The 20,484-nt window shown below is 63.7% G+C and carries 23 protein-coding genes and 1 pseudogene; 5 read left to right on the forward strand and 19 right to left on the reverse strand.

Going from position 1 to position 20,484, the window contains the following annotated elements; translation table 11 throughout:
- Window positions 1-156: 156 nt before the first annotated feature.
- The 12 genes and pseudogenes from D2T30_RS11130 to D2T30_RS11170 form a co-directional block, all read right to left on the reverse strand.
- Window positions 157-858: an ATP-binding cassette domain-containing protein gene (locus D2T30_RS11130; protein WP_206612938.1), complete on the reverse strand. Its 702-nt coding sequence runs from the start codon at window positions 856-858 to the stop codon at window positions 157-159.
- A gap of 2 nt (window positions 859-860) precedes the next feature.
- A complete protein-coding gene (locus D2T30_RS11135) occupies window positions 861-1,598 on the reverse strand; it encodes an ABC transporter ATP-binding protein (RefSeq protein WP_206612939.1) in 738 nt (245 codons plus the stop codon).
- Window positions 1,595-2,554, reverse strand: a complete 960-nt coding sequence (locus D2T30_RS11140) for a branched-chain amino acid ABC transporter permease (protein ID WP_128208928.1) — start codon at window positions 2,552-2,554, stop codon at window positions 1,595-1,597. The genes D2T30_RS11135 and D2T30_RS11140 overlap by 4 nt, the downstream gene beginning before the upstream one ends.
- Window positions 2,551-3,435, reverse strand: a complete 885-nt coding sequence (locus tag D2T30_RS11145) for a branched-chain amino acid ABC transporter permease (protein WP_128181724.1) — start codon at window positions 3,433-3,435, stop codon at window positions 2,551-2,553. The genes D2T30_RS11140 and D2T30_RS11145 overlap by 4 nt, the downstream gene beginning before the upstream one ends.
- Before the next feature lie 88 nt (window positions 3,436-3,523).
- Window positions 3,524-4,813 (reverse strand): ABC transporter substrate-binding protein, encoded by a 1,290-nt coding sequence (locus tag D2T30_RS11150; RefSeq protein WP_128208929.1) that lies wholly within the window; start codon window positions 4,811-4,813, stop codon window positions 3,524-3,526.
- A 260-nt stretch (window positions 4,814-5,073) separates the two neighbouring features.
- On the reverse strand, window positions 5,074-5,667 hold the full coding sequence (locus D2T30_RS11155; protein ID WP_128208930.1) for a cysteine hydrolase family protein: 594 nt from the start codon (window positions 5,665-5,667) through the stop codon (window positions 5,074-5,076).
- The gene (locus D2T30_RS23350) at window positions 5,664-5,855 is read right to left on the reverse strand and encodes a TOBE domain-containing protein (RefSeq protein WP_206612921.1); all 192 of its coding nucleotides are present in this window, start codon (window positions 5,853-5,855) and stop codon (window positions 5,664-5,666) included. Before D2T30_RS23350 ends, D2T30_RS11155 begins: the two co-directional genes overlap by 4 nt.
- A gap of 131 nt (window positions 5,856-5,986) precedes the next feature.
- Window positions 5,987-6,241 carry an ATP-binding cassette domain-containing protein gene (locus D2T30_RS23355; protein WP_206612922.1) on the reverse strand — a complete coding sequence of 85 codons (255 nt, stop codon included), beginning with the start codon at window positions 6,239-6,241 and terminating at the stop codon, window positions 5,987-5,989.
- A gap of 4 nt (window positions 6,242-6,245) precedes the next feature.
- Window positions 6,246-6,452 carry an ATP-binding cassette domain-containing protein gene (locus D2T30_RS23360; protein WP_241651244.1) on the reverse strand — a complete coding sequence of 69 codons (207 nt, stop codon included), beginning with the start codon at window positions 6,450-6,452 and terminating at the stop codon, window positions 6,246-6,248.
- A gap of 61 nt (window positions 6,453-6,513) precedes the next feature.
- Window positions 6,514-6,723: pseudogene (locus D2T30_RS24105) on the reverse strand (ATP-binding cassette domain-containing protein); the annotation flags it as partial.
- A complete protein-coding gene (locus tag D2T30_RS11165; protein ID WP_128208931.1) occupies window positions 6,710-7,477 on the reverse strand; it encodes an ABC transporter permease in 768 nt (255 codons plus the stop codon). The gene D2T30_RS11165 and the pseudogene D2T30_RS24105, both read right to left, overlap by 14 nt.
- Before the next feature lie 9 nt (window positions 7,478-7,486).
- Window positions 7,487-8,443, reverse strand: coding sequence for an ABC transporter permease subunit (locus D2T30_RS11170; protein WP_206612924.1), 957 nt, complete (start codon window positions 8,441-8,443; stop codon window positions 7,487-7,489).
- Between the two features lie 162 nt (window positions 8,444-8,605).
- On the opposite strand from D2T30_RS11170, the gene D2T30_RS11175 reads away from it, so the two are divergent.
- Entirely contained in the window at window positions 8,606-8,971 is a 366-nt protein-coding gene (locus D2T30_RS11175) for an MFS transporter (RefSeq protein ID WP_128208932.1), read from the forward strand.
- Between the two features lie 6 nt (window positions 8,972-8,977).
- Here the strand turns inward: D2T30_RS11175 and D2T30_RS11180 are convergent, their stop codons facing one another.
- Window positions 8,978-10,279: an LLM class flavin-dependent oxidoreductase gene (locus tag D2T30_RS11180; protein WP_128181720.1), complete on the reverse strand. Its 1,302-nt coding sequence runs from the start codon at window positions 10,277-10,279 to the stop codon at window positions 8,978-8,980.
- Window positions 10,280-10,621: 342 nt separating this feature from the next.
- Between D2T30_RS11180 and D2T30_RS11185 the strand changes: the two genes are divergently transcribed.
- The 3 genes from D2T30_RS11185 to D2T30_RS23375 all read left to right on the forward strand — a co-directional run bounded on the left by D2T30_RS11185 (window position 10,622) and on the right by D2T30_RS23375 (window position 13,557).
- Window positions 10,622-12,397: a helix-turn-helix domain-containing protein gene (locus D2T30_RS11185; protein ID WP_128208933.1), complete on the forward strand. Its 1,776-nt coding sequence runs from the start codon at window positions 10,622-10,624 to the stop codon at window positions 12,395-12,397.
- 75 nt (window positions 12,398-12,472) lie between these two features.
- Complete coding sequence (locus tag D2T30_RS23370; protein WP_206612926.1) at window positions 12,473-13,123, forward strand: ATP-binding cassette domain-containing protein; 651 nt, start codon at window positions 12,473-12,475, stop codon at window positions 13,121-13,123.
- Window positions 13,124-13,125: 2 nt separating this feature from the next.
- Window positions 13,126-13,557 (forward strand): ATP-binding cassette domain-containing protein, encoded by a 432-nt coding sequence (locus D2T30_RS23375; RefSeq protein WP_206612927.1) that lies wholly within the window; start codon window positions 13,126-13,128, stop codon window positions 13,555-13,557.
- A 130-nt stretch (window positions 13,558-13,687) separates the two neighbouring features.
- On the opposite strand, the gene D2T30_RS11195 is transcribed toward D2T30_RS23375, so the two are convergent.
- Window positions 13,688-14,269 carry an MFS transporter gene (locus D2T30_RS11195; RefSeq protein WP_128208934.1) on the reverse strand — a complete coding sequence of 194 codons (582 nt, stop codon included), beginning with the start codon at window positions 14,267-14,269 and terminating at the stop codon, window positions 13,688-13,690.
- A 638-nt stretch (window positions 14,270-14,907) separates the two neighbouring features.
- On the opposite strand from D2T30_RS11195, the gene D2T30_RS11200 reads away from it, so the two are divergent.
- Window positions 14,908-15,465 (forward strand): nucleotidyltransferase family protein, encoded by a 558-nt coding sequence (locus tag D2T30_RS11200; RefSeq protein WP_128208935.1) that lies wholly within the window; start codon window positions 14,908-14,910, stop codon window positions 15,463-15,465.
- 100 nt (window positions 15,466-15,565) lie between these two features.
- Here the strand turns inward: D2T30_RS11200 and D2T30_RS11205 are convergent, their stop codons facing one another.
- From D2T30_RS11205 to D2T30_RS11225, 5 genes are read right to left on the reverse strand one after another with little or no spacing between them, the layout of a single operon-like run.
- Window positions 15,566-16,450 carry a phosphorylase family protein gene (locus tag D2T30_RS11205; protein ID WP_128208936.1) on the reverse strand — a complete coding sequence of 295 codons (885 nt, stop codon included), beginning with the start codon at window positions 16,448-16,450 and terminating at the stop codon, window positions 15,566-15,568.
- A 19-nt stretch (window positions 16,451-16,469) separates the two neighbouring features.
- Complete coding sequence (locus D2T30_RS11210) at window positions 16,470-17,261, reverse strand: ABC transporter permease (protein WP_128208937.1); 792 nt, start codon at window positions 17,259-17,261, stop codon at window positions 16,470-16,472.
- 3 nt (window positions 17,262-17,264) lie between these two features.
- A complete protein-coding gene (locus D2T30_RS11215) occupies window positions 17,265-18,143 on the reverse strand; it encodes an ABC transporter permease (RefSeq protein ID WP_128208938.1) in 879 nt (292 codons plus the stop codon).
- Window positions 18,140-19,165 (reverse strand): ABC transporter ATP-binding protein, encoded by a 1,026-nt coding sequence (locus tag D2T30_RS11220; protein WP_128208939.1) that lies wholly within the window; start codon window positions 19,163-19,165, stop codon window positions 18,140-18,142. Before D2T30_RS11220 ends, D2T30_RS11215 begins: the two co-directional genes overlap by 4 nt.
- Window positions 19,166-19,191: 26 nt before the next feature.
- Window positions 19,192-20,358, reverse strand: coding sequence for an ABC transporter substrate-binding protein (locus D2T30_RS11225; protein ID WP_206612928.1), 1,167 nt, complete (start codon window positions 20,356-20,358; stop codon window positions 19,192-19,194).
- Window positions 20,359-20,484 lie beyond the last annotated feature (126 nt).

The following is a 20,484-nucleotide window of genomic DNA, read 5'->3' on the forward strand; positions in this document are numbered from 1 at the left end:
GAAGGAAGGCGGCGATCGCCGCGATCTTCGCTTTCCGAACGGACACCCGCGTCCGCCCGTTCGCCTGTTCATGCCGAGGACCGTTGCGGAACGGCATGCCGGCCGTCCGGTCGCAAGCCCGGATATGCGGTTGGGGGGGCAGGTGAACGCCTTCGCTCATGCTCCGACACCGACATAGCGATGCAGCAGTGACAGGTCGTTGCGCACCTCGTCGATCGTGAAGCGTGCCTTGATTTCGCCGTGGTCCATGAAGGCCACGCGATCGGCGACCGGCAGCACGGCATCGACACGCTGTTCGACCAGAAGCACCGCCACCCCATTGTCGCGCAGCCGGATCACCGCCTCGCGGATGCCGGCGATGGCCGAAGGCATCAGCCCCTCGGTCGGCTCGTCGAGCAGGATCACCGCGGGTTCGATGCACATCGCCCGTGCCATCGTCAGCATCGTCTGCTCACCCCCCGAAAGGGTGCCCGAGCGCTGGTGCATCCTTTCGGTCAGCACCGGAAACAGGCCAAGCGCATAATCAAGCGCGCGGCGCGAGCTTTTCCGCGTCGACAAGCCGATTTCAAGGTTCTCGGCCACGGTGAGTTCCGCGAACAGGCGTCGTCCCTGCGGCACATGGGCGATGCCAGCGCGGGGGATCTCATAGGCGGGCAGCGCCGACAGGTCCCGCCCGTCGAGGACGATCCGTCCCGCGGTGCGCCGTATCGTGCCCATGATCGCCTTGAGCGCGGTGGTCTTGCCCGCGCCATTGCGGCCCAGAAGGCACAGGACTTCGCCGCCGCGCAACTCGACCGAAAAGCCACGCAGGGCCTGCGACCGGCCGTAAAAGGCGTCGAACCCCTCGACTGTCATCACGCTCATGCCGGTTCCCCCAGATAGGCGGCCTGAACGGCCTTGTCGTTCATGATCTCGGCTGGTGATCCTTCGGCCAGCAGGCGGCCGCGTTCCAGCACGGTGATCCGGTCCGCAAGCGACATCACCACATGCATGTTGTGTTCGATCAGCAGCACGGTCGAGCTTTGCGCCACGCGTTTCACCACCTCGATGAAATTCGCGATCTCGGAATCCGACAGGCCCTGCGTCGGTTCGTCAAGGATCAGGAGCTTGGGTTCCAGCGCCAGCCCCATCGCCACCTCCAGAAGCCGCTGGTGCCCGTAGGCAAGCACGCCCGCCACCTCATCAAGACGGTCGTCGAGACCGACGGCGGCAAGCGCGGCGCGGGCGGCATCCTCGATCTCCGTCTCGGAGGCGCCCTTCCGGAGGAACGAGGGACGTAGCCGGCTTTGCGCGGCGACGGCGACGTTTTCGAGCACCGACATCGAAGGATAGATGTTGGTGATCTGGAACGTGTAGGCGATGCCGAGACGCACCCGCCGATGCGCGGGCAGCGCGGTGACATCCTGACCATCGAACTCCACCGTTCCCTCCGAAGGCGGAATACGACCCGAAAGCAGGCTGACGAAGGTCGATTTGCCCGCCCCGTTGGGGCCGATGATGGCGCGGATTTCACCCTTGCGCAGGGTGAAATCCACCCCATCCACCGCCTTGAGCCCGCCGAAATGGCGCTTCAGCCCACGGGTCTTGAGAAGGATCACTTCAGCCATGGCACCCACCTGTCACGAATGGTTCCGAGGATACCCTTCGGGAACCAGAGATTGATCACGATCAGAAGCACACCGACGACGATCAGATAGGCCGAGGTCATGCCGCTGAGACGGTCGATGAGCATGGTCATCACCCCGGTGCCGACCAGCGGGCCCAGGAGCGTGCCCGGACCGCCCACGAGGGTGAAGAGCAGCACCTCGATCGAGCTGCGGAACTCGGCGAAGGACGAGCCGATGAAGCCGAACATCAGCCCGTAAAGCGCCCCGGCCAGCCCCGAGATCGCCCCCGAGATGGTGAACGCCAAGAGCCGGATGCGGTAGGTATCGAAGCCGAGCATCTCGGTGCGGTTGATGTTTTCGCGCACCGCGACGAACAGCCGGCCAAGCGGCCCCTGCGTCACCGCGAACAGCCCGATCAGCACCACCGCAAACAGCGTGAGCGCGATGTTGAAGCGCACCATCGGCGATGTCAGGTCGACCGCCAACCCGAAGAGCGAGAAGCTGCGCGAGGCGGTGGGCAGCGTCAGCCCCTGATCGCCGCCAGTGACGTTCGAGAAGTAGAGCGTCAGCAGGTAGGCGACCTGCGCGAACATCAGGGTGACGATCATGAACGACACCGTTTGCGTGCGCAGCGCCAGCAACCCGATGACGAAGGCCAGCACCCCGCCGCCGAGAATGCCGATCACGAAGGCAATGGGCAGCGATACCCCGCCATAGTAGTTCGCAAGCCCTGCGGCATAGAGGCCGGCGGCAAAGAACATCGCATGGCCGAGACTGAGCAGCCCCGTGTAGCCCATCAGCATGTTGTAGCCCATCGCGAAGATCGCAAGGATCAGGATGCGGGTCAGCGCCAGCACCAGGTAGTTCGACAGCACGAACTGCGCCATGAAGAGGAGCGCGAGCACCACAAGGCACAGCGCGAAGAGTTTCTTGTTGGGAATGGTCATATCCGTCCGGCCTTTCCGAACAGGCCCTGCGGTTTGAAGACGAGCACGAGCGCCACGAGCAACGTCGACGCGATCTTTGCGAGCGTCGGCGAGAAGAACACCGAGAGCAATCCATCCGACAGCCCGATCAGGACCGCTGCGGCGATGGTGCCGGGGATCGAGCCCAGCCCGCCGACGATGACGACGATGAAGGACATCAGCAGCGGATCGTGCCCCATCAGGTAATGTGCCTGACTGTTCGGCACGACAAGCACGCCCGCCACCGCGGCCATCATCGCCCCGAAGGCGAAGACCGCGGAATAGACCCTGCCCACCGGAATGCCGAAGTTGAGTGCGGTTTCCCGGTCATACTGGGTAGCGCGCATCAGCAGACCCATCTTGGAGTGTTTCATCAGCAGCCACAGCGTCGCCACCAGAGCGACGGCGACCCCGATGATGAAGAACTTGTAGCTCGAATAGCCGAACCACGGGAACCGGATGTTGTAGTAGAAGGGCGGATCGACCGCCCGTGCATCGGGCCCAAAGGTCATCAGCGTCAGTTGCTGGATGATGTAAGAGATGCCGATGGTCGAGACGATCGTCGCTTCCGGGTTGTAGTTGATGCGTTGCAGGATCGCGCGATCGGCAAGAGCGGCCAGCAGGCCGACGATCAGCGGCGCAACGATCAGCGCCACCGCGAAAGAGATCGCCGGATGCCCCGGGATCAGCGTCGCGCAAAGCCAGGCGCCGACTGCGCCCAGCATGTAGAATTCGCCATGCGCGACGTTGACCACGCGCATCACGCCAAACACCAGCGACAGGCCGAGTGCGGTCAGCATCAGCACCGATGCCTGTACCAGGCCTTCAAGCGTCGCCAGCAAAAGATACGGAGCTATGTCCATGCGTCAGTTTCCTCGGTCCCGCACCGCAGGGCGCGGGCCGGCCATTAGGGGGAGAGGGATGGGGGCGAAACCCCGTCGCGGCGCCGTTTCAGAACGACATCTGGGTGTAGTCGGTCTCGTCGGGATAGAAGGACTCTTCGATCGTCGTGGTGTGCACGACCTCGAGCTTGCCACCACCGAATTTCGAGACATTCTGATGGGCGAAGGCTTGGTGGGTCTTGCCGTTGAAGACCTTGTCACCTTGCGGAAACTCGTTCGAGGCTTCGAAGCCGGTGATGCCCTCCATCGCTTCGAGCATGTCGATTTTCTGTGCCGGTCCCTTGTAGCCCGAGATTTCCATCGCCTTCTTGATCGCGAAGAGCGTCTCCCAGGCCGAGAACATGTGCGAATAGGTCGAGATATCCTTGGGATCGGTCGCCGAGGCACCCGTCGCATCGACCCCTACCGCATTGCGGTAGAACTTGTCGAACTCGGTCTGGTCGGGCTGCGCGTAGCGCGGCATCGCCTCCCAGAAGTAAGTGCCTTCGAGGAAGGAAAGCTGCGGGATGTCCATCTGCACGCCTTCGAGGCTATCGATGAAACCGAAGATCTCGGGCCGCTTCGTGCCCAGATGCTCGCCCAGCTCCTTGACGAAGGTCAGGACGGCGGGTCCGACCATGACGTGATAGATCACCTCGGTGTCGAAGGGGATGCGCGGCAGGTAGCGGGTGAAGCTCGTCTCGCTCGGCGGAATGGCGATGGAGGCGACGATCTTGCCGCCCTGTGCCTCGACTGCGGCGGTCATGTTGTCGCGGTGGTCGTAACCGAAGGCGTAATCGGGGTAGATCAGCGTCACCTTCTTGCCGAGGTTCGAGGTGATCCAGCCGCCCATCGAGTTGATCTGGCTTTTCACGTCGGTGATCGAGGGCTGGAAGCAGTAGCGGTTGAACTTGCCCGCTGCCAGCGCATGGGTTTCCGAGCACAGGAAATAGGGCATCTTCAGCTCGCCCGCGCGCGGTGCGGTCGCCGCCACGACATGCGAGAAAAGATGGCCGAAGACCGCATCGACCTTATGCTCGGCTGCGAATTTTTCCATCACCTCGACGCCGCGTTTCGGATCGGTGCCATCATCCTCGACGATCATCTGCACGGGCAGGCCGTTGATGCCGCCCTGTTCGTTGATGATCTTGAGTGCGGCGGTCGCGGTGCGTTCATACCAGCGGCCATAGGAGGCACCGATGCCGGTGCGGTGGAATGGCGCGCCGAGGCGGATGGCATCGCCCGCCTGGGCTTGCGCGCGACCGACGATCCCGGGTGCTGCAAGCAGCGCACCCCCCGCGAGGAGCCCGTTCAGAAACCCGCGCCGGGGCAGCAGAATGTCCTTGGAAGATCTGTTCATGATTTTTCCGTCCCTGTTTCTGGCATCCGGACCTGACATCCAGATGGCTAATGCTGTCGTTACACATCGGTCGGATCAGGCCGAGACGACGCCAATTTCATTTTCATACATACAAATATGCATCTCGTGCGCGACTTTTCCGGTGCGCCGGAGCATTATTCATCGTGCGATTAATTATTGAACGCATGGAATGCTCCATTGCATAATTCACATGCGCCCTGAGCGAGCAGGGAGCGCGGCGCAGATGGGCTGGATGGCAGTTAGGCAGCGGTGACGATCTCTGCGGTGGTCATCAGCCGCACCTGCTGCGCGAGCCGGGGCAGCACGTGGTTCAGCACGGCCTCATGCGCGGCCGGGTCGGAGCTTGCCACCGCGTCCGTAGCGACAGTGACCGCAAATCCCAGATCGACAGCATCCAGCACGCCCGCCAGCACGCAGACATCGGTTTCGACCCCCGAGAACACCAGATGCCGAACGCCTTCACGGCGCAATTTCTTGGCGAAGCCCGGCACCTTGAAGGGGGAATATGTCGGTTTGTCCAGAATTGTCCCCGACGTCGCCAGCGGGAAGGGCGGCGCGACGAGGTCGATCAGCGCCGGATCATGCCTTCCACCCACCAGCATATCCCAATGGCGATAATAGTGCTGCCACTGTCCCTCGGCCGAAGCCGCATCCGGCGGGACGACGAAGCGCGCGAAACAGGTCCGTTCGGCAAAGCTATGCGTCAGCCGAAGCACCGCGGGAAGTATGGCGTGAAGTGAGGGCGTGTGCCAGACGGTTTCCTCGGCGACCAGGCGCTGCATGTCGATGACGAGATACCGTGTCGCGTCGGGGGCTGCGTTCCAGTCAGTCATGAGTCTTCGAGAACCATGGTTTGGGCGGGCGACCATGTCATCGTCACCTTGGATTCCGGGGGCAGAATCGAACCGTCACGGTTCTGTACGAAGGCGCGCAGGACCAGCCCCATGGGTCCTTGGAGCAGATAGGTCAGCGCAGGTCCTGCATAGATCGCATTCGTCATCCGGGCGGCGACGCGGTTCATGCCTTCGGGTACCGGTCCCCTGCCGGGATCAGGGAGACCTTTTCGGGACGTACCGCTACCGTTCCCTCGCCTTTGGGCAAAGGAGAGGCCGCGCGCAGCACGGTACCGTCCGCGAGTCGCAGCGCACCTGCCTAGGCATGGCCGGTGAGAAAGTTGGAATCCCCCAGAAACTGTGCCGCGAAGCGGGTGCGGGGCGCTTCGTAAATGGCAGCGGGCGCACCGCTCTGCACGATCCGCCCCTTGTCGAGGATGGCAATCGCATCGGACAGCGTCAGCGCCTCTTCCTGATCGTGGGTGACGAAGATGCTGGTCAACCCGATCTCGCGCTGGATACGTAACAGCTCGATCTGCATTTCCTGCCGGAGCCGCCGATCGAGCGCCGACAACGGCTCATCGAGCAAAAGCACGGTCGGTCGGTTCGGTCACGATGGCGCGGGCCATGGTGACGCGCTGCTGCTGGCCGCCTGAAAGCTGTTTCGGCAATCGCCCAACAAAACCCGGCAGGCGCACCATATCGAGCGCACGTTCCACGCGGGCGGCGGCCTCGCTGCTGCGAATGCCGCGCCGGCCCAGCCCGAAGACCACGTTCTGCGCCACCGTCATATGCGGAAAACAGCGCGTAGGACTGAAACACCATTCCGATGTTGCGTGCCCAGACCGGGGTGCGGGTCACGTCGCGCCCGGCGATCGTCACGCGCCCGCTGTCGGCGGAAACGCAACCTGCGACGATACGCAAAAGCGTGGTCTTCGATCCCGAAGGGCCGAGCAGAGAGGTGAAGCTGCCCTTCGGGAACTGCACCGAGATGTCGGTCAGCACCGGGGCGGTGCCATAGCGCTTGGCGACGCCGGAGATATCAACTTCTGTCATTCCTGGCTCCGAAGTGGGAAAAGAGTGCGAACAACAGCACCAGCGCCATCGACGCCAGCAGCAGTATTGTCGAGATGATGTTGATGTCCGGGGTGAAGTCCTTGCGGATGGCGGAATAGATCCGCACCGGCAGCGTCGTATAGCCCGGCGTTGCAAGGAAATACGAGATCACGAACTGATCGAGCGAAACGGCAAAGGCGAAAAGCGCGGCGCCGACCATGCTGGGGGGCAGCATCGGCAGGGTTACCCTGAAGAAGGCATGAAGCGGGGTGGAGCCAAGGCTCATGGCCGCTTTTTCCAGATCGGTGATTTGCAGCCCGGCGACCAGCACGACATAGGGAATCGCCAGTGCCACATGCCCGATCAGCATCGCATGAAAGCCACGGCCGATGCCGCTCCAGTAGAACATCACCAGCATCGCGGTGCTGGTGATCAGCCACGGGATCGCGATGGGTGGCAACAGGAGCATCCGCAGCAGTGCACGCCCCGGAAACTCCCGCCGGTGCAGTGCCACCGCCGCCATCGTGCCGAGCACCGTTGCGATGACGGTCGTGATGATCGCGATGACGACGCTGTTGCGTCCGGCCTGAATCAGATCGTCGATCATCAGCAGCTCGTCCACCCAACGGGTCGAGAAACGGAATGGCAGCTGATAGTAGGGCGAGTAGTTGAAGCCCATCGCGATCATCACCGCGATAGGCAGATAGAGAAAGACGATCAGTGCGCAGAGATAGACACGACCGAGTTTTTTCATGTCTATCCCTCAGATTTGCGCATTGCGCCGCAGGACGCCGGAAAATGTCGCGAAAATGGCCAGAACCACCGAAAGCAGGATGAACGAGATCGCCGCCCCCTGCGGCCAGTTGAAGGCCTGGGTGAAGTTGCCCTCGATCACTGTGCCGAGCGTCACCCCCGCAGGGCCGCCCAGGATGCGCGGCTCCATGAAGGCGCCGACCACCGGCACGAAAATCAGCACCGATCCTGCAACCAGCCCGGGCGCTGCCATCAGTATCAGGATCTTGCCCTGAATGGTCCACCAGCGCGCCCAGAGCGCGGCCGCCGCCTCGATGATCGCGTCGTCGATGGTCGAGAGCGCGATATAGCAGGTCAGGACCATATAGGGGATGTAGCCATGCACCAGCCCCAGAACGATGGCCGACCGGGTGTTGAGAAAACCGAGGGACGGTGCGCCCGGCCAGACCATCTGCACCAGCGCATCCATGAAACCGCCCTGCCGGATGACCATCGTCCAGGAGAACACCCGGATCAGGCCGTTGGTCCAGAACGGCAGCAGGATCAGGATCAGGAATACCGCCCGCGTCCGACCCAGACCCGAGCGCGTCAACGCCAGTGCCGCGAGAAAGCCGAAGACCGCGCATAAAAGGGTCGTCGCCACGGCGATCTGAAAGGACCACAGTGCCACCTGCCACATATAGGGTTGCAGAAAGAAGACCTTGTACCGGTCAAGCCAGCCGATCGCACCTTCCTTCGGCACCACGAATTTCACCGGCAGTCCGCCATTGCGCACCGAGCGCACCGAGGGCCCGGACCAAGTCAGGCCCATGTCGAAAACATTGGCGGCAAAGGCCTTGTTCCATTGGTCCTCGCTCGACCAAAGCGTGTGCAGGTTCGGCTTGACCGGGCGCGACATCGTCTTGACCGCGTCAAGATCGGCGGGGTTGTTCATATCCTGACCGGTAGCCAGCAGCGGATAGGGCATCCCCTGGAACGCGCCTTCGCTCAGCGAGAGCAGCGCCTCGATCGGCTAGCGGATCGCCAGAAACAGCGGCCGAAGGTTGCAGAACGACTTAGACAAGGCCTCGGCGGGCATTCTGCTCACCGCGATCTATGGCGGCGGCTTTCTCATGCAATATCCGTCGGCATGGCCGACGACCGGATGCGCAAGGCGCAGTTCCTGACCTTCGTCTCGGTCGTCTGGGCGGCGGTGTCGATCACGCTCGCCACACTGGATTTCGGCATGGCGCATAGCTCGCTGATCATGCTGATGGCGCTCTGGGGCGGCCTGTCCTCGGCGCTCTATTCCACCTGCGTTGCCGATGCCTGCGAAAAGGTTGGCCCCGACGCGGTTATCCCGGTGATGAGCACGCTGCTCATCGCCTGGTCGATCGGTGCCGGTCTCGGGCCGCTGATGGCCATGCAGGGCGAGAGCGTACGCGAGATGTTCGCTCTCGCCAGCGTTGCGACCTTGCTGTTCGCGGCCTTCGCCACATGCGCCACGCGCCGTTGATCCGGCTCAGGACCGCAGATGCTCGCGCAGGGTGCGGCCTTCGTATTCCGTGCGGAACAGGCCGCGACGCTGCAATTCCGGCACGACGCTGTTACAGAATTCCTCGTAGCTCGCCGGTGCGACCAGCGGCGAGAGGATGAACCCGTCACAGGCGCCCGAGGTGAACAGATCCTCCAGTTGGTCCGCCACGGTCTTCGGTGAACCGACCAGCGTGTTCGTTGTCCCGTGTTTGGCCGCCTGACGGAAATCGACCTTTTCGGCCGAGGAATACTGCCGGATCAGATCGGCGGTGCCCTGCATCCCCTGATTGCCCATCGCCGCCTCGATCGGCTTCGAGCCATCGTAGCGGGTCATGTCCACGCCAAGCGAACTGGAAGCCGAGGCCAGCGACAGTTCATCGATGACGAGCGAATCCAGATATGCCTTGCGTTCCTCGGCGATGCTGTCGGTCTCGCCAATCACGCAGCTCGTCTGGACAAGGATGGCAAGGTCCCGGGCGGTGCGGCCGTATCGCTCCGTACGGCCCTTGAGATCGGTGTAGAAGGCCTGCATCTCGGCCTTGCCGCGCTGTGCGGCAAAGACCACCTCGGCCCAGCGGGCGGCAAATTCGCGTCCCCGCTCGGACGCCCCCGCCTGCATCAATACGGGATGTCCCTGCGCGCTTTGCGGGATAGAGAGGGGGCCGCGCGTGCGCACCCACTCGCCCGCATAGTTCGCATAATGCACCTTGGACGGATCGGCAAAGATGCCACGTTCCTTGTCCAGCACGAAGGCGTCCGGGTCCCAGCTATTCCACAACTTCATGATCGCCTCGACCACCTCGTCGGCGCGGTCGTAGCGGGCGTTCTTCTCGGGCAGGCCTTCGAGGCCGAAGTTCTGCGCCTCGAGATCGGTGGCCGAGGTGACGATGTTCCACGCCACCCGTCCTTTGCTGAGCACGTCGAGCGACAGCAGCGATCGTGCAAGATGGTAAGGGTTGAACAACGTCGTCGACAATGTCGCTCCGAGCCCGAGCCGCGAGGTCGCCGCCGCCATCACCGGCAACACCACCATCGGATCCAGAAAGCTGATCTGGCCCCCGTTGCGGACATAGGCGTCGAAGCCGCCGCCGTGGATATCATAGAGACCGAAGAGGTCGGCAAAGAAGCACCCGTCGAAGCGCGCCTCCTCCAGCCGCTTGGCCAGTGCGACATACCGCGAGGGCTCGAGGATATCATCGAGCCGCGCCTGGGGATGCCGCCAGCCTCCCGCATGCATCGCCGTCGGGCCGGTTTTCAGGTAGGCGACAAGGTGCATCTTGCGGGCCATTTGGGGGACTCCTTGAGAGGTTCCGTCGTTTCTCGCACAGACTAGGCGACAAACCCGGCTCCGGCATCCCCCGAACAGGTCCATTGCAGAAGGGCTTCTTCGTCCGAAGCGTAGGAAAGTCCGCAGGAGCCTGCTCGGTTCGCGGGCAATTCCATTCGGGAACCGCCGCCTTTGCGGGCACCGACGGGGGATGGGCACCGCCGCGGCCTAAATTCGTTGGCATACATGCATCTTTTTGCCGAACACTCGAATGCAGGGGAGGATCCCTGGCTGCGAAGGGGGTGAATCGATGGCTGTCGACCATGGTATCGAAAGGCCCGCCGCATCCGGGCGGGAGCTGTCATGCCGGTGATGGAGCTGCCCGCTGCGCGCACCCTGCGCCGCATGGCCGAGACGCTGAACGCCTGCCCCGACCCGGCTGGGATCCTCAGCCAGCTTGTCGAGGCAATCTGCCGCAATACCGGCTGGACCACGGCTGGCGTGATGTGCATCGAGGAAAACGACGGAGTGGCCTTGGTGATCGCGCGGTACAATCCGAACCGGATCGGGCCGCCTCTGAACGATCGCTGGACGCTTGCCACCAGCCCGACACGGATGGCGTTGATCCACAACGCCCCGGTGCTGATCCCCGACGCCCAGACCGACGATGACTTTCCCGGCTACCGCGACGAGGCGCGGGAACGTGACTACCGTTCGGTTGCGGTGCTGCCGCTCGGCTGCTGCGACGGTCACGGGCGCCAGATGGTACTTTCGGTGCAATCGCCGCGGGTGATGACGCCCGCGGACTATGACCTGTCCTTCATCGAGGCGCTTGCGGGCCTTGCGGCGATCGCGCTCGAAAAACTCTACCGGCTGGAGGAGGAACAGGCGGTCACCTTCCGGGCGCAGGCCGCGCGCATACGCCGCGAGGAGATGCTACGCAACGCGCTGGCCGAAGATTCGTTGTCACTCATCGCGGGCGAGGTCGCGACGCTGTTCGATTGTCCGGTGCTGATCGTCGATCTGGACGGATCCGAGATCGTCCCCGGCCGTTCGCCCGACCCCGAGACGTTGTCCGACGCGGACTGGGCACGGGCGGTGGCGGGTCCGGCGCGGCGTGACATTCTGCGACTGGCGCGTCATGGCGGATGCGGCGCGCCACGGTTCAGCGAGGCGGTGCTCGATTGCGGCGGCCGGCGTCTGGTCGTGCCGGCGCAGCGCGTGGCCATCGAGGTCGATGGTCATCTCACAGGCGCGCTGATCCTGTTCGGCGCGCCCGGGACACCAGCCCCCGATGCCGAGGAAGTCGAGACGGCGCGGATGGTGCTGGGCGTGCAGATGCTGCGCAGCCATGTGCGGTTCCGCAATGCGACCGAAACCTCGGGTGAGCTTTACGCGGAAATCGTTGCCGGTGGCTGCCGCGATCTGCGGGCACTTGGCGGGCGGATGCGGCGGCTGGGGATGAACCCCGACGCCCCCGCGCGGCTGATCGCGATCGACCTGACCGACGAAAACGCCGAAATGGCAACGGATCTGCTCAACGTCCTGCGCCGTGCGATGGGACGTCAGCCCGAACCCGCCTGCGCCGCGCTCGTCGACGGTATGATCCTGTGCCACATTGAAGACCCCGCGGGCGCTGGCGAACCACCGTTGATCCGCCGGCTCATCGATGAGACGCAGTGGTTTTTGGGCCGCCGGCCAGTGGCCGTCTCGGGGCGGATCTGTACCGCGCTGACCGATTACGCAGCGGTCTGGGCGGAATGTCGGCGCATCGCAGCACTGGCGAGACAGTTCGGGCGCGAAGGACTGCTGTCGGCGCGCGATTTCGGCCCCTATCCGATGCTGCTCGCCGCCGCCGGAACTGGCGAGGTGCGCGAGTTCGTCGAAATCTCGGTGGGGGCGATCCTGCGCCACGACCGCAGCCATGGCACGCAATACCTCGCCACGCTGGCGTCCTTCCTCGATCAGGGATGCCGCCATCAGGCCTGTGCCGATGCGCTCGGGCTGCATGTGACGACGCTGCGCTACCGCCTGGCACGGCTGAGCGATTTGTTCGGTATCGACTTGTCGGTGCCCGAAGCGCGGTTCTCGCTGGGGCTTGCGATCCGGCTGTCCGGCGTGGGCGCGGCACCCGCCTGAACGGACCGGAACCCCGCTGCTCGGGTCCTGAGGAAAGAACCTCCGTCGGCTGCACCGCGGCATAGGAAGACGTCATTGCCAGCGGCGCCGAAACTGCCCCGAGGAAACCCATATCCGGGATGCAGGAATCGGCATCCCGGCAGGCAACGGGGACGTGGGCCTGAAACAACAGGGACAACAGGAAGGACGCACCGGCTGACGGTCGAGGACATCTACAAGATTTTCGGACATGCTCCGCAACAGGCACTGGCCCGGCTGCGCGAAGGCGGCAGCAAACAGAGCGTGCTGGCCGCGAGCGGGCATGTCGTCGGACTGAACGATGTCTCGCTCTCGATCCCGGTATACGGTGACGGGGCTGTCGGGTTCGGGAAATCTACGCTCGCGCGTTGCCTCAACCGACTGATAGAGTCGGATGCAGAACGTATTCTTCTTGATGGCGAGGACATCTTGCAGGCCGGCGCGGACCGCCTGCGCGAAATCCGCCGGGCCCGCATCGCCATGGTGTTCCAGCATTTCGCCCTGCTGCCGAACAAGAGTGTTGTCGAAAACGTCGAATTCGGGCTCAAACTGCATGGCGTGCCGCGCACCGAACGCTGTGCCAAGGCACGGGAGATGCTTGATATCGTCGGCCTCGCGGAATGGAGCGACCGGCCCAACGCCGCGCTCAGCAGCGGCATGCGCCAGCGTGTCGGCCTTGCGCGCGCAAGGCCGATGCCGATCTGCTGATCATGGACGAGGCGTTCAGCGCGCTCGACCCACTGATCTGCACCGAGATGCAGGACGAGTTGCTGCGGCTGCAGAAGATGCTGAAGAAGACCATCGTCTTCATCACTCACGACTTTCAGGAAGCCGTTCGGATCGGCACCCGGATCGCGATCATGGCCGAGGGCCGGGTGATGCGCGAAGGCACTCCGCAAGACATCGTCGAGGCGCCAGGCAGCGACTATGTGGCGGCCTTCACCCGGGGGGCCGATCGCAGCCGCCTGTTCGACGCGCGCACGGTGATGGCTCCGCCCGGAACCCCTTCGCGCTTCGCACTTGATGCCGCGGGGCGCCTTCTGGGCGCGGCCGACGGCGGGCCACCTCTCACCGTTGCGCCCGGCGCCAACCTGGCCGAAGTCGCGGCAGCCTGCCTAGCGACCGACCTGTCGCCGTCATAGACGCGGACGGCAGGTTCCTCGGCGAAATCGACATCGGGCGGCTGCTTGCCTGCATCGGCGGACGCCATGCCGCGTGACCGGAACGCGGACCGAATCAGACAAGGACGGACATGTTCCATACCGACGATCTTTATGTAATTCCCCTCGACGAATGGGTCAGCCTCATGGTCGAATGGATCGCCACCGATCCGAAGAGCGGCGCGAAGGTGAAGACCGGACCGCCAGGCAGCCCCGATGCCGCGCAGCCGAGCGTGGCGGTCGGCACCCCGCGCAGCATCAGGCGCAAACCCATCCGTTCGGCCGAGAGCACCACCGGCTTGCCCTTCGGGCGCACTGCGGGAGCGAGCAGGATCGGCACGCAGGCGGCAACTGCGCCAGCGGCGCTGAGGATGAACAGCCCGGGTCCCTTGATCGCAAGGATCTGCGGAGTGAGCGGTGCCAGCACCAGCGCGACCCGTGCCATCAGCGCGCTGAGCGCGAAGGACCGGCCGTGGCTGCCCTCGGGCGCGAGCTGGCCGACCCAGGCCTCGGGCAGGGTGAAGATTGCGGCGATGGCAATCCCGGTCAGGAACCGCAAGGCGATCCAGCCGCCTGGCGTTTCGGCGGTGATCATCGCAAGAACCGTCAGCGCGCAGGCGACAGCCGCCAGAACGAAGGTCCGCCCTGCGCCCATGCCGCGCACCACTGCAGCCCGCCCCGAATCCCCGTGCATCGACCGAACCGACAAGACCGATCATGCGCGTTTCGAAGCCCTCGAACGTCATTCTGAGCGGCACGATCGTATGCAGGAGCCCGGTCGAACTCTGCATGAGGGCTCCACCCAGCATCACCGGCAGCAGCCAGCCGAGGCCCCGCATTCCGGCCTGCGGCCGGTTGGGTCCGGCGATGCTCATGTCGGTTTCCCCGCATGAATCCGCGGCTCCCGGGCCACGGGTGGGCGGGAGATGGGCGAGACATGTAACGGCATGGGGAAACCCTGATGATGGTGCCGTATCATATGCCACCACCGCACGCGTATCTTCCACTGAAGTGATGCGTTGCATGGAATTTTCTTCCGTCGGATGCGCGGGATTGGGCCTCTCCCGTAATCCCCCTCAGGTCCGGGGCGGCCGTGGGCCGACACAGTGGGAAGGATGCAGGAAGGTGGCGACAGTGAGAAAGACTATGCCTCGGCAAAGCCGGGTTTCGCGCGCAGAGCACAGAATACGAAGGGCCGTTCCGCGGAAGCCAGGAGACCCTCGTCCCCGAGGACGGTGGGTGTTAGGCTGTGGGTAAACCGATCTGGACAGGCGGCACCATGATTTTCAGCCTACGGATCTTGCTGGATCCGAAATCCCGCGGAGCCGGGCGATGACGCGGACCCTTGGCGTGCTTCTGGCGGGGGGGGCATCGCGCCGGTTCGGTGCGCAGGACAAATTGCTTGCCATGCTGCACGGCACGCCGCTGATCTTGCACGCGGCCCGCACTCTGATGGCGGCGGGCTGTTCCGAAACGGTGGCCGTGGTGTCGTCGGAAGCCGTCGCGGCGCTGCTGCCGGCGGGAATGCGGTCAATCCGCGTGGCACCGGATCAGCCGATGTCGATGTCGTTCCGGGCTGCGGTCGCCCATGCGCAACAATGCGGAGCCGGGCGGGCGCTGATCTGCCTCGGGGATATGCCGCGGGTCCGGCCCGCGACGCTTGCTGCATTGCTTGCGCGACCGCAGGGGTCGGCTGCTTGTCGGCTGGGCACGGTGCGCATGCCCCCGGTGCTGCTCGATGCGCGTGACTACGAGGCCGGGTTGCAGGCCCAGGGTGATGCCGGTGCGCGCGGGGTGATCGCCGGGCTGCTGTCCGAGGCATTGATCGAACTCGATGCGGGAGAGGCCAGCGATGTCGACACACCCGAACAACTGGCCCGTCTGCGCTGATCCCGGCGTCGTACCGCGCGTGCCTTGACGGATTTCCGTATGACCCGGTTCAGGCCCCTGATCGCTGGCTATACGATCGGCTTGACGAACAGCGGCACCTTTACCACCGCGTGTAGCGGGTTTCCGGCTGCGCGGTCAGCTGATCGTGACAACCGCAGGGGCAGGTCGGCTGCAGGGCTGCAATCATCTCCAGCGCAAGTCTTGAGGTCCGGGCCTGCAAACCTGACAGCACGTCCTGTTGCAACAACGCACCACTGGTCCGGTCGAGATAATCGTTCATCCCCGCGGTCACATAGGCAATCGGCACGAAACAGGCGCCGATCTCGCGTGCCAGTGTCGCCTCGACGGCGAGCGAGTGGTTGATCACATCGGCCCCAAGCGAGCGAAAGGCCATGGCCTCGGCGGGAGTGGTCAGGCGGGGACCGTAGGAATGACCTGCAACCAACCCCTGCTCGATCCCATGCACCCGACGTCCTTCGGGCCAGTGCCGCCCGGCGGTCGCTGCAAGTATTGCCGCGCCGTCGGAGCAAATGATCCGCTTGCCGCTCGCGTCGAAACGCTGGCGCCCCGGCAGCAGCGAATAGGGGGTCTGGGTCAGTTCGATCACATCGGCGGGGATCACCAGATCGCCCGGCTGGATCGCGCGGTTCACCGCACCAAGCGTGGAGCAGGCCACGATCCGGCGCACACCCGCCTGTTGCAGCACCCAGTAGGCACGACGGTGGCAGCTATGGTCGATCTCGTCACGCGGATTGCCGTGCGAATACATGCACAGCACTTGCCGATTCTGCCCGTCGGCAGTGATCGCGCCGTCGAACTCCATGAGTTTCCAGTTGTTGCTTGGTCCCCAGGGGGTGGCATAGCTGAGATCCCGGGCGAGGAGGCGTACGCCTTCAACCCCGACATCTTCGGGCACGGCAATGCCCCAGTTTGCCGATCCGGTGATGAGCGCGAAGTCCACCTGCGGAATCGTTGCACTTGTCATTCTGGTTGGTCTCCGAAGGTCAGGATTTCTGGCAGGTGTTCACGATCAGCACAATGGCGATGATAAACCCGGTCCAGAGTGTTGAAATCGCAGCGATAGTCGGGTCGATCTGGTCACGCAGCGACAAAAACATCAGCTTTGGCAATGTGCTGTTTGCTCCGCCGGAGACGAAGATCGAAATGACCGCTTCGTCGAGCGACGTGAGAAAGGCCATCAGCGCCGCGGCAAGGAAAGAAAAGCGCAACTGCGGCACCATGATTCCGGCAAGCCCCCTGAACCAGCCCGCACCAAGGCTGCGCGCCGCCATGACCTGTGCCCAGTCAAAGCGATTGACTGCGGGAGCAAGCACGATCACCACGACCGGAATGGCCAGAACCGCGTGACCGATCAACACACCCGCCACGGTGCCGATCAGCTTCATTTTGGCCAGCACGAAGAACAGGCCGATTGCAAGCAGGATGCCCGGCAGGATCGAGGGCATCAGGACATAGCCGTAGATCGCCCGCGACGCCTTACCGCTCAGCCGGTTCATTCCCACGCAGCACAGGAAGCCCAGAGGCACCGCCACCATCGGGGTCAGCACGCCGAGGAGGATGCTGGTCCGGAGCGCCGCCATCCAGGCGCCGGACCCGAAGAAATTCTCATACCATCGCAAGGACAGGCTGCGTGGCGGGAACTCCAAGAGATTCGAGCCCGAGAAGGACAGGGGGATCACCACCAGCGTCGGCAGCACGAGGAAGGTCAGAACCAGTGCTGCGAGCAGCCACAACAGAAACCGGCCGAGACGATTGTCGGGATAGGCATCAAGCATGAATCATCCTCCGACGCGGTGGCGGCGCAGCAGGCGCATCGCACCAAACAGGGTGGCGGCAACTATGGCGACGAGAACCAGCAGCAATACTCCGAGCGCGCTGGCTGCGCCCCAGTTCTGGAAGGTGGAGAGAGTGCGCTCCATGCGGATGGCGATAGGCGCGACCTTGCCGCCGCCCAGGATCGCCGGGGTGATGAAGAAGCCGAGCGTGTAGATGAAGACAATCGTCCCGCCGGAAACGATGCCTCCCATGGACAGCGGCAGGATCACCGTCCAGAAGCTGTGCCAGAGGCTTGCGCCCATGCTGGCGGCGGCGCGGACCGCATTGGCGTCGATGTCGCGCATCGCAGCGTAGGTCGGCAGAACGAAGAGCGGCAACATGTAATGCACCATGCCGATCAGGGTGCCGGTGAAATTGTAGATCAGCGGCAGCGGCTCCGACACGATGCCCGAGCCGATCAACGTCTTGTTCACCAGCCCGTCACTGCGGAGCAGCACCAGCCAGCCATAGGTCCGTACCAGAATCGAGGTCCAGAGCGGCAGCAGGATCAGCATCATCAGCCGGTTTGCGATCCTGGGGGGGGTCGACGCCAGGGCGAAGGCCAGTGGAATTCCCAGAACGATGCAGATCCCCAGCGTCGCCGCCGACAGTTCTATCGTAACGAACAGCGCCCGCCAGGTCAGCGAACTGGACAAAAGCTTCGCGTAGTTTTCCAGCGTGAAATCGCCGCCCAGGGTCTGGAAGGATTGCTGGATGATCCATGCTGCCGGGATCAGCGCGCCGATCCCGACCAGTACCATTGCGGGGAGCGACATCGACAGAAAGAATATCCTTTCGTATCGCGCATCGCGCATCAACTGCGCGGATCGGGGCGTGTTCATGTGGCGGCCTCTCTGGCGAAGACATGCAGATGATCACGCGCGGCCCAGGCGGTGATCTCGGACCCGGGCGTCAGCGCTTCGCAGCCCGCGGCGCGGGTGGCCGGAATGCTGAACAACACCTGTCTCTCGCCGGTGGTAACCTGCAACAACCAGTTCTCGCCCCGGAATGCCTTGGCGGTAAGCCGCCCGGTCAACGCGATCGTCTCGCCGGCCGGCGGTTCGAGATGGAAGCTTTCTGCCCGGATCATCACCATGTCCGAGGCGGGGCGCGCACCCTCGCTGAAGGCATCGCCGGGCAGGATATTCGCTTCGCCCATGAACTCGGCGACAAACTGCGTGCGTGGGCGATGATAGATCTCGTCCGGCGTATCGATCTGCTGGATGCGACCGGCGTTCATCACCGCGATCCGGTCGGACATGGTCAGCGCCTCGCGCTGGTCGTGGGTGACATAGATCGTGGTGATGCCCAGATCGTCATGCAGCTTGCGGATCTCGAACTGCATATGTTCGCGCAGGTTCTTGTCCAGCGCGGACAGCGGCTCGTCCATCAGCATGACGCGCGGCTCGAAAACGATGGCCCGGGCCAATGCGACACGCTGGCGCTGCCCGCCCGACAGCGCCGCGATGTCGCGGTCGCCATACCCGTCGAGCTTGACCCGGGACAGCGCCGCCTGGGCACGCTCGTGCGCTTCGGCTTTCCGGATCTTCCGCAGGCGCAGGGGATACTCGACATTGGCCAGCACCGACATATGCGGAAACAGCGCATAGTTCTGGAAGACGATGCCGATGTCGCGTCGGTTCGGCGCAAGCCGCGTCACGTCACGTTCGCCGATCCGCAGATTGCCGTCATCGGGCCGGGTGAAGCCCGCGAGAGCCATCAGAAGCGTGGTCTTGCCCGAGCCTGACGGCCCGAGCAAGGTCAGGAACTCACCCGCGCGGATCTCCAGCGATACATCGTCGAGCGCTATGTAATTGCCGTAAACCTTGCGGATGCGGTTGATCGAAATTGGCAGCGATGTCATTGTTCTGGGGCTCCGCCTCGGCTGGATCAGTTATTCATCATCTCGTCAAAGGCGATCTGCGCCTCCTCGCCATGCGCGGTCCACCAGTCGGCCCGGGAGAAGACCGAGCTGTCGAGATTGCCCGGCGCAGTAGCCAGCTGCTTCAACCGATCCCCGGGGATCAGCCCGCCCTCATAAGCGGCGGTATTGACCGGGCCATAGGCGATGTAATCGGTCAGCCTGGCTTCGCGCTCGGGAGTGGTCATCGCGGCGATCAGTTTCATCGCCGCGGCGATATTCGGTGCCCCCTTCGGTACGCCCAGACAATCGGTGCCAATGATCGAGCCCTTGAAGCTGTAGTCCACGCCGCCGCCATCATCGATGACGCTTTGCGCCCGACCGTTCCAGGTGATGACCAGATCGGCCTCGCCATCCTTCAGGAGTTGTGCGGATTGCGCGCCTGAGGTCCACCAGACCGAAACCGCGGGTTTCAACTCGGCGAGCCGGGCAATCGCGCGCTCGATTCCGCCTTCTTCAGACAGAACGGTATAGACATCCGCCGGGGCCACGCCTTCGGACAGCAGGGCAATCTCGATCAGATCCTGCGCATTGGCACGCAGCGCGCGCTTGCCCGGAAATTTCTCCACATCCCAGAACTCGCCCCAGTTTGCGGGCCCCCCTTCTGGATAGGTCCTGGTGTTCCAGGCCATGACGGTGCCGTAGCTGTCGAAAGGATAGCAATGGTCGGAATGGGCCCCTTCGGGCAACGCCTCGCCGTCAATCACCGAATAATCCAGCGGTTCCAGCAGGCCGAGTTCGGCAGCCTGCGCTCCTTCGGGCGAGCCGAGATGAACGACATCCGTGGTCACGCTGCCGGAGATCACCTGCATGCGGATCGCGGCCAGCCCGTCGCTCTGCGTCTCTTCGCGCACGTCAAGGCCAAGCTCGGCCGCGGCAGGTCCCCACATGGCCTCTTTCATCGCGGCGCCGTATTCGCCGCCCGCAGTGGTGATCGTTATGGATTGTGCATGGGCCGGCAGGCCAATCATCGCACCCGCAATCAAGGCGGTCGTGGTCTTCAGAATGGGTCTCATGAGGCCTCCCCGGCGCTGAGTTGGGATCAGGATTTTCGTTCGGATTCGCAGTTTTTTCCAAATCGTAACGTTACGATTTACAGATTCGAGAAACCCGTCAACCTTATTGTTTGTCTGCAATCGATGTTTTCAGCCAGATCGCGAAACTGCCTGAAAACTGATCATGACGTTCGACTTGCCGCTGATCGAGGCGCGTCATGTGCGCCGACGGATGACAAGCTGCTCGGCTGGGGATAGTCAGATCGA

This window comes from Paenirhodobacter populi (genome assembly GCF_004022215.1).
GTDB lineage: Bacteria > Pseudomonadota > Alphaproteobacteria > Rhodobacterales > Rhodobacteraceae > Rhodobacter > Rhodobacter populi.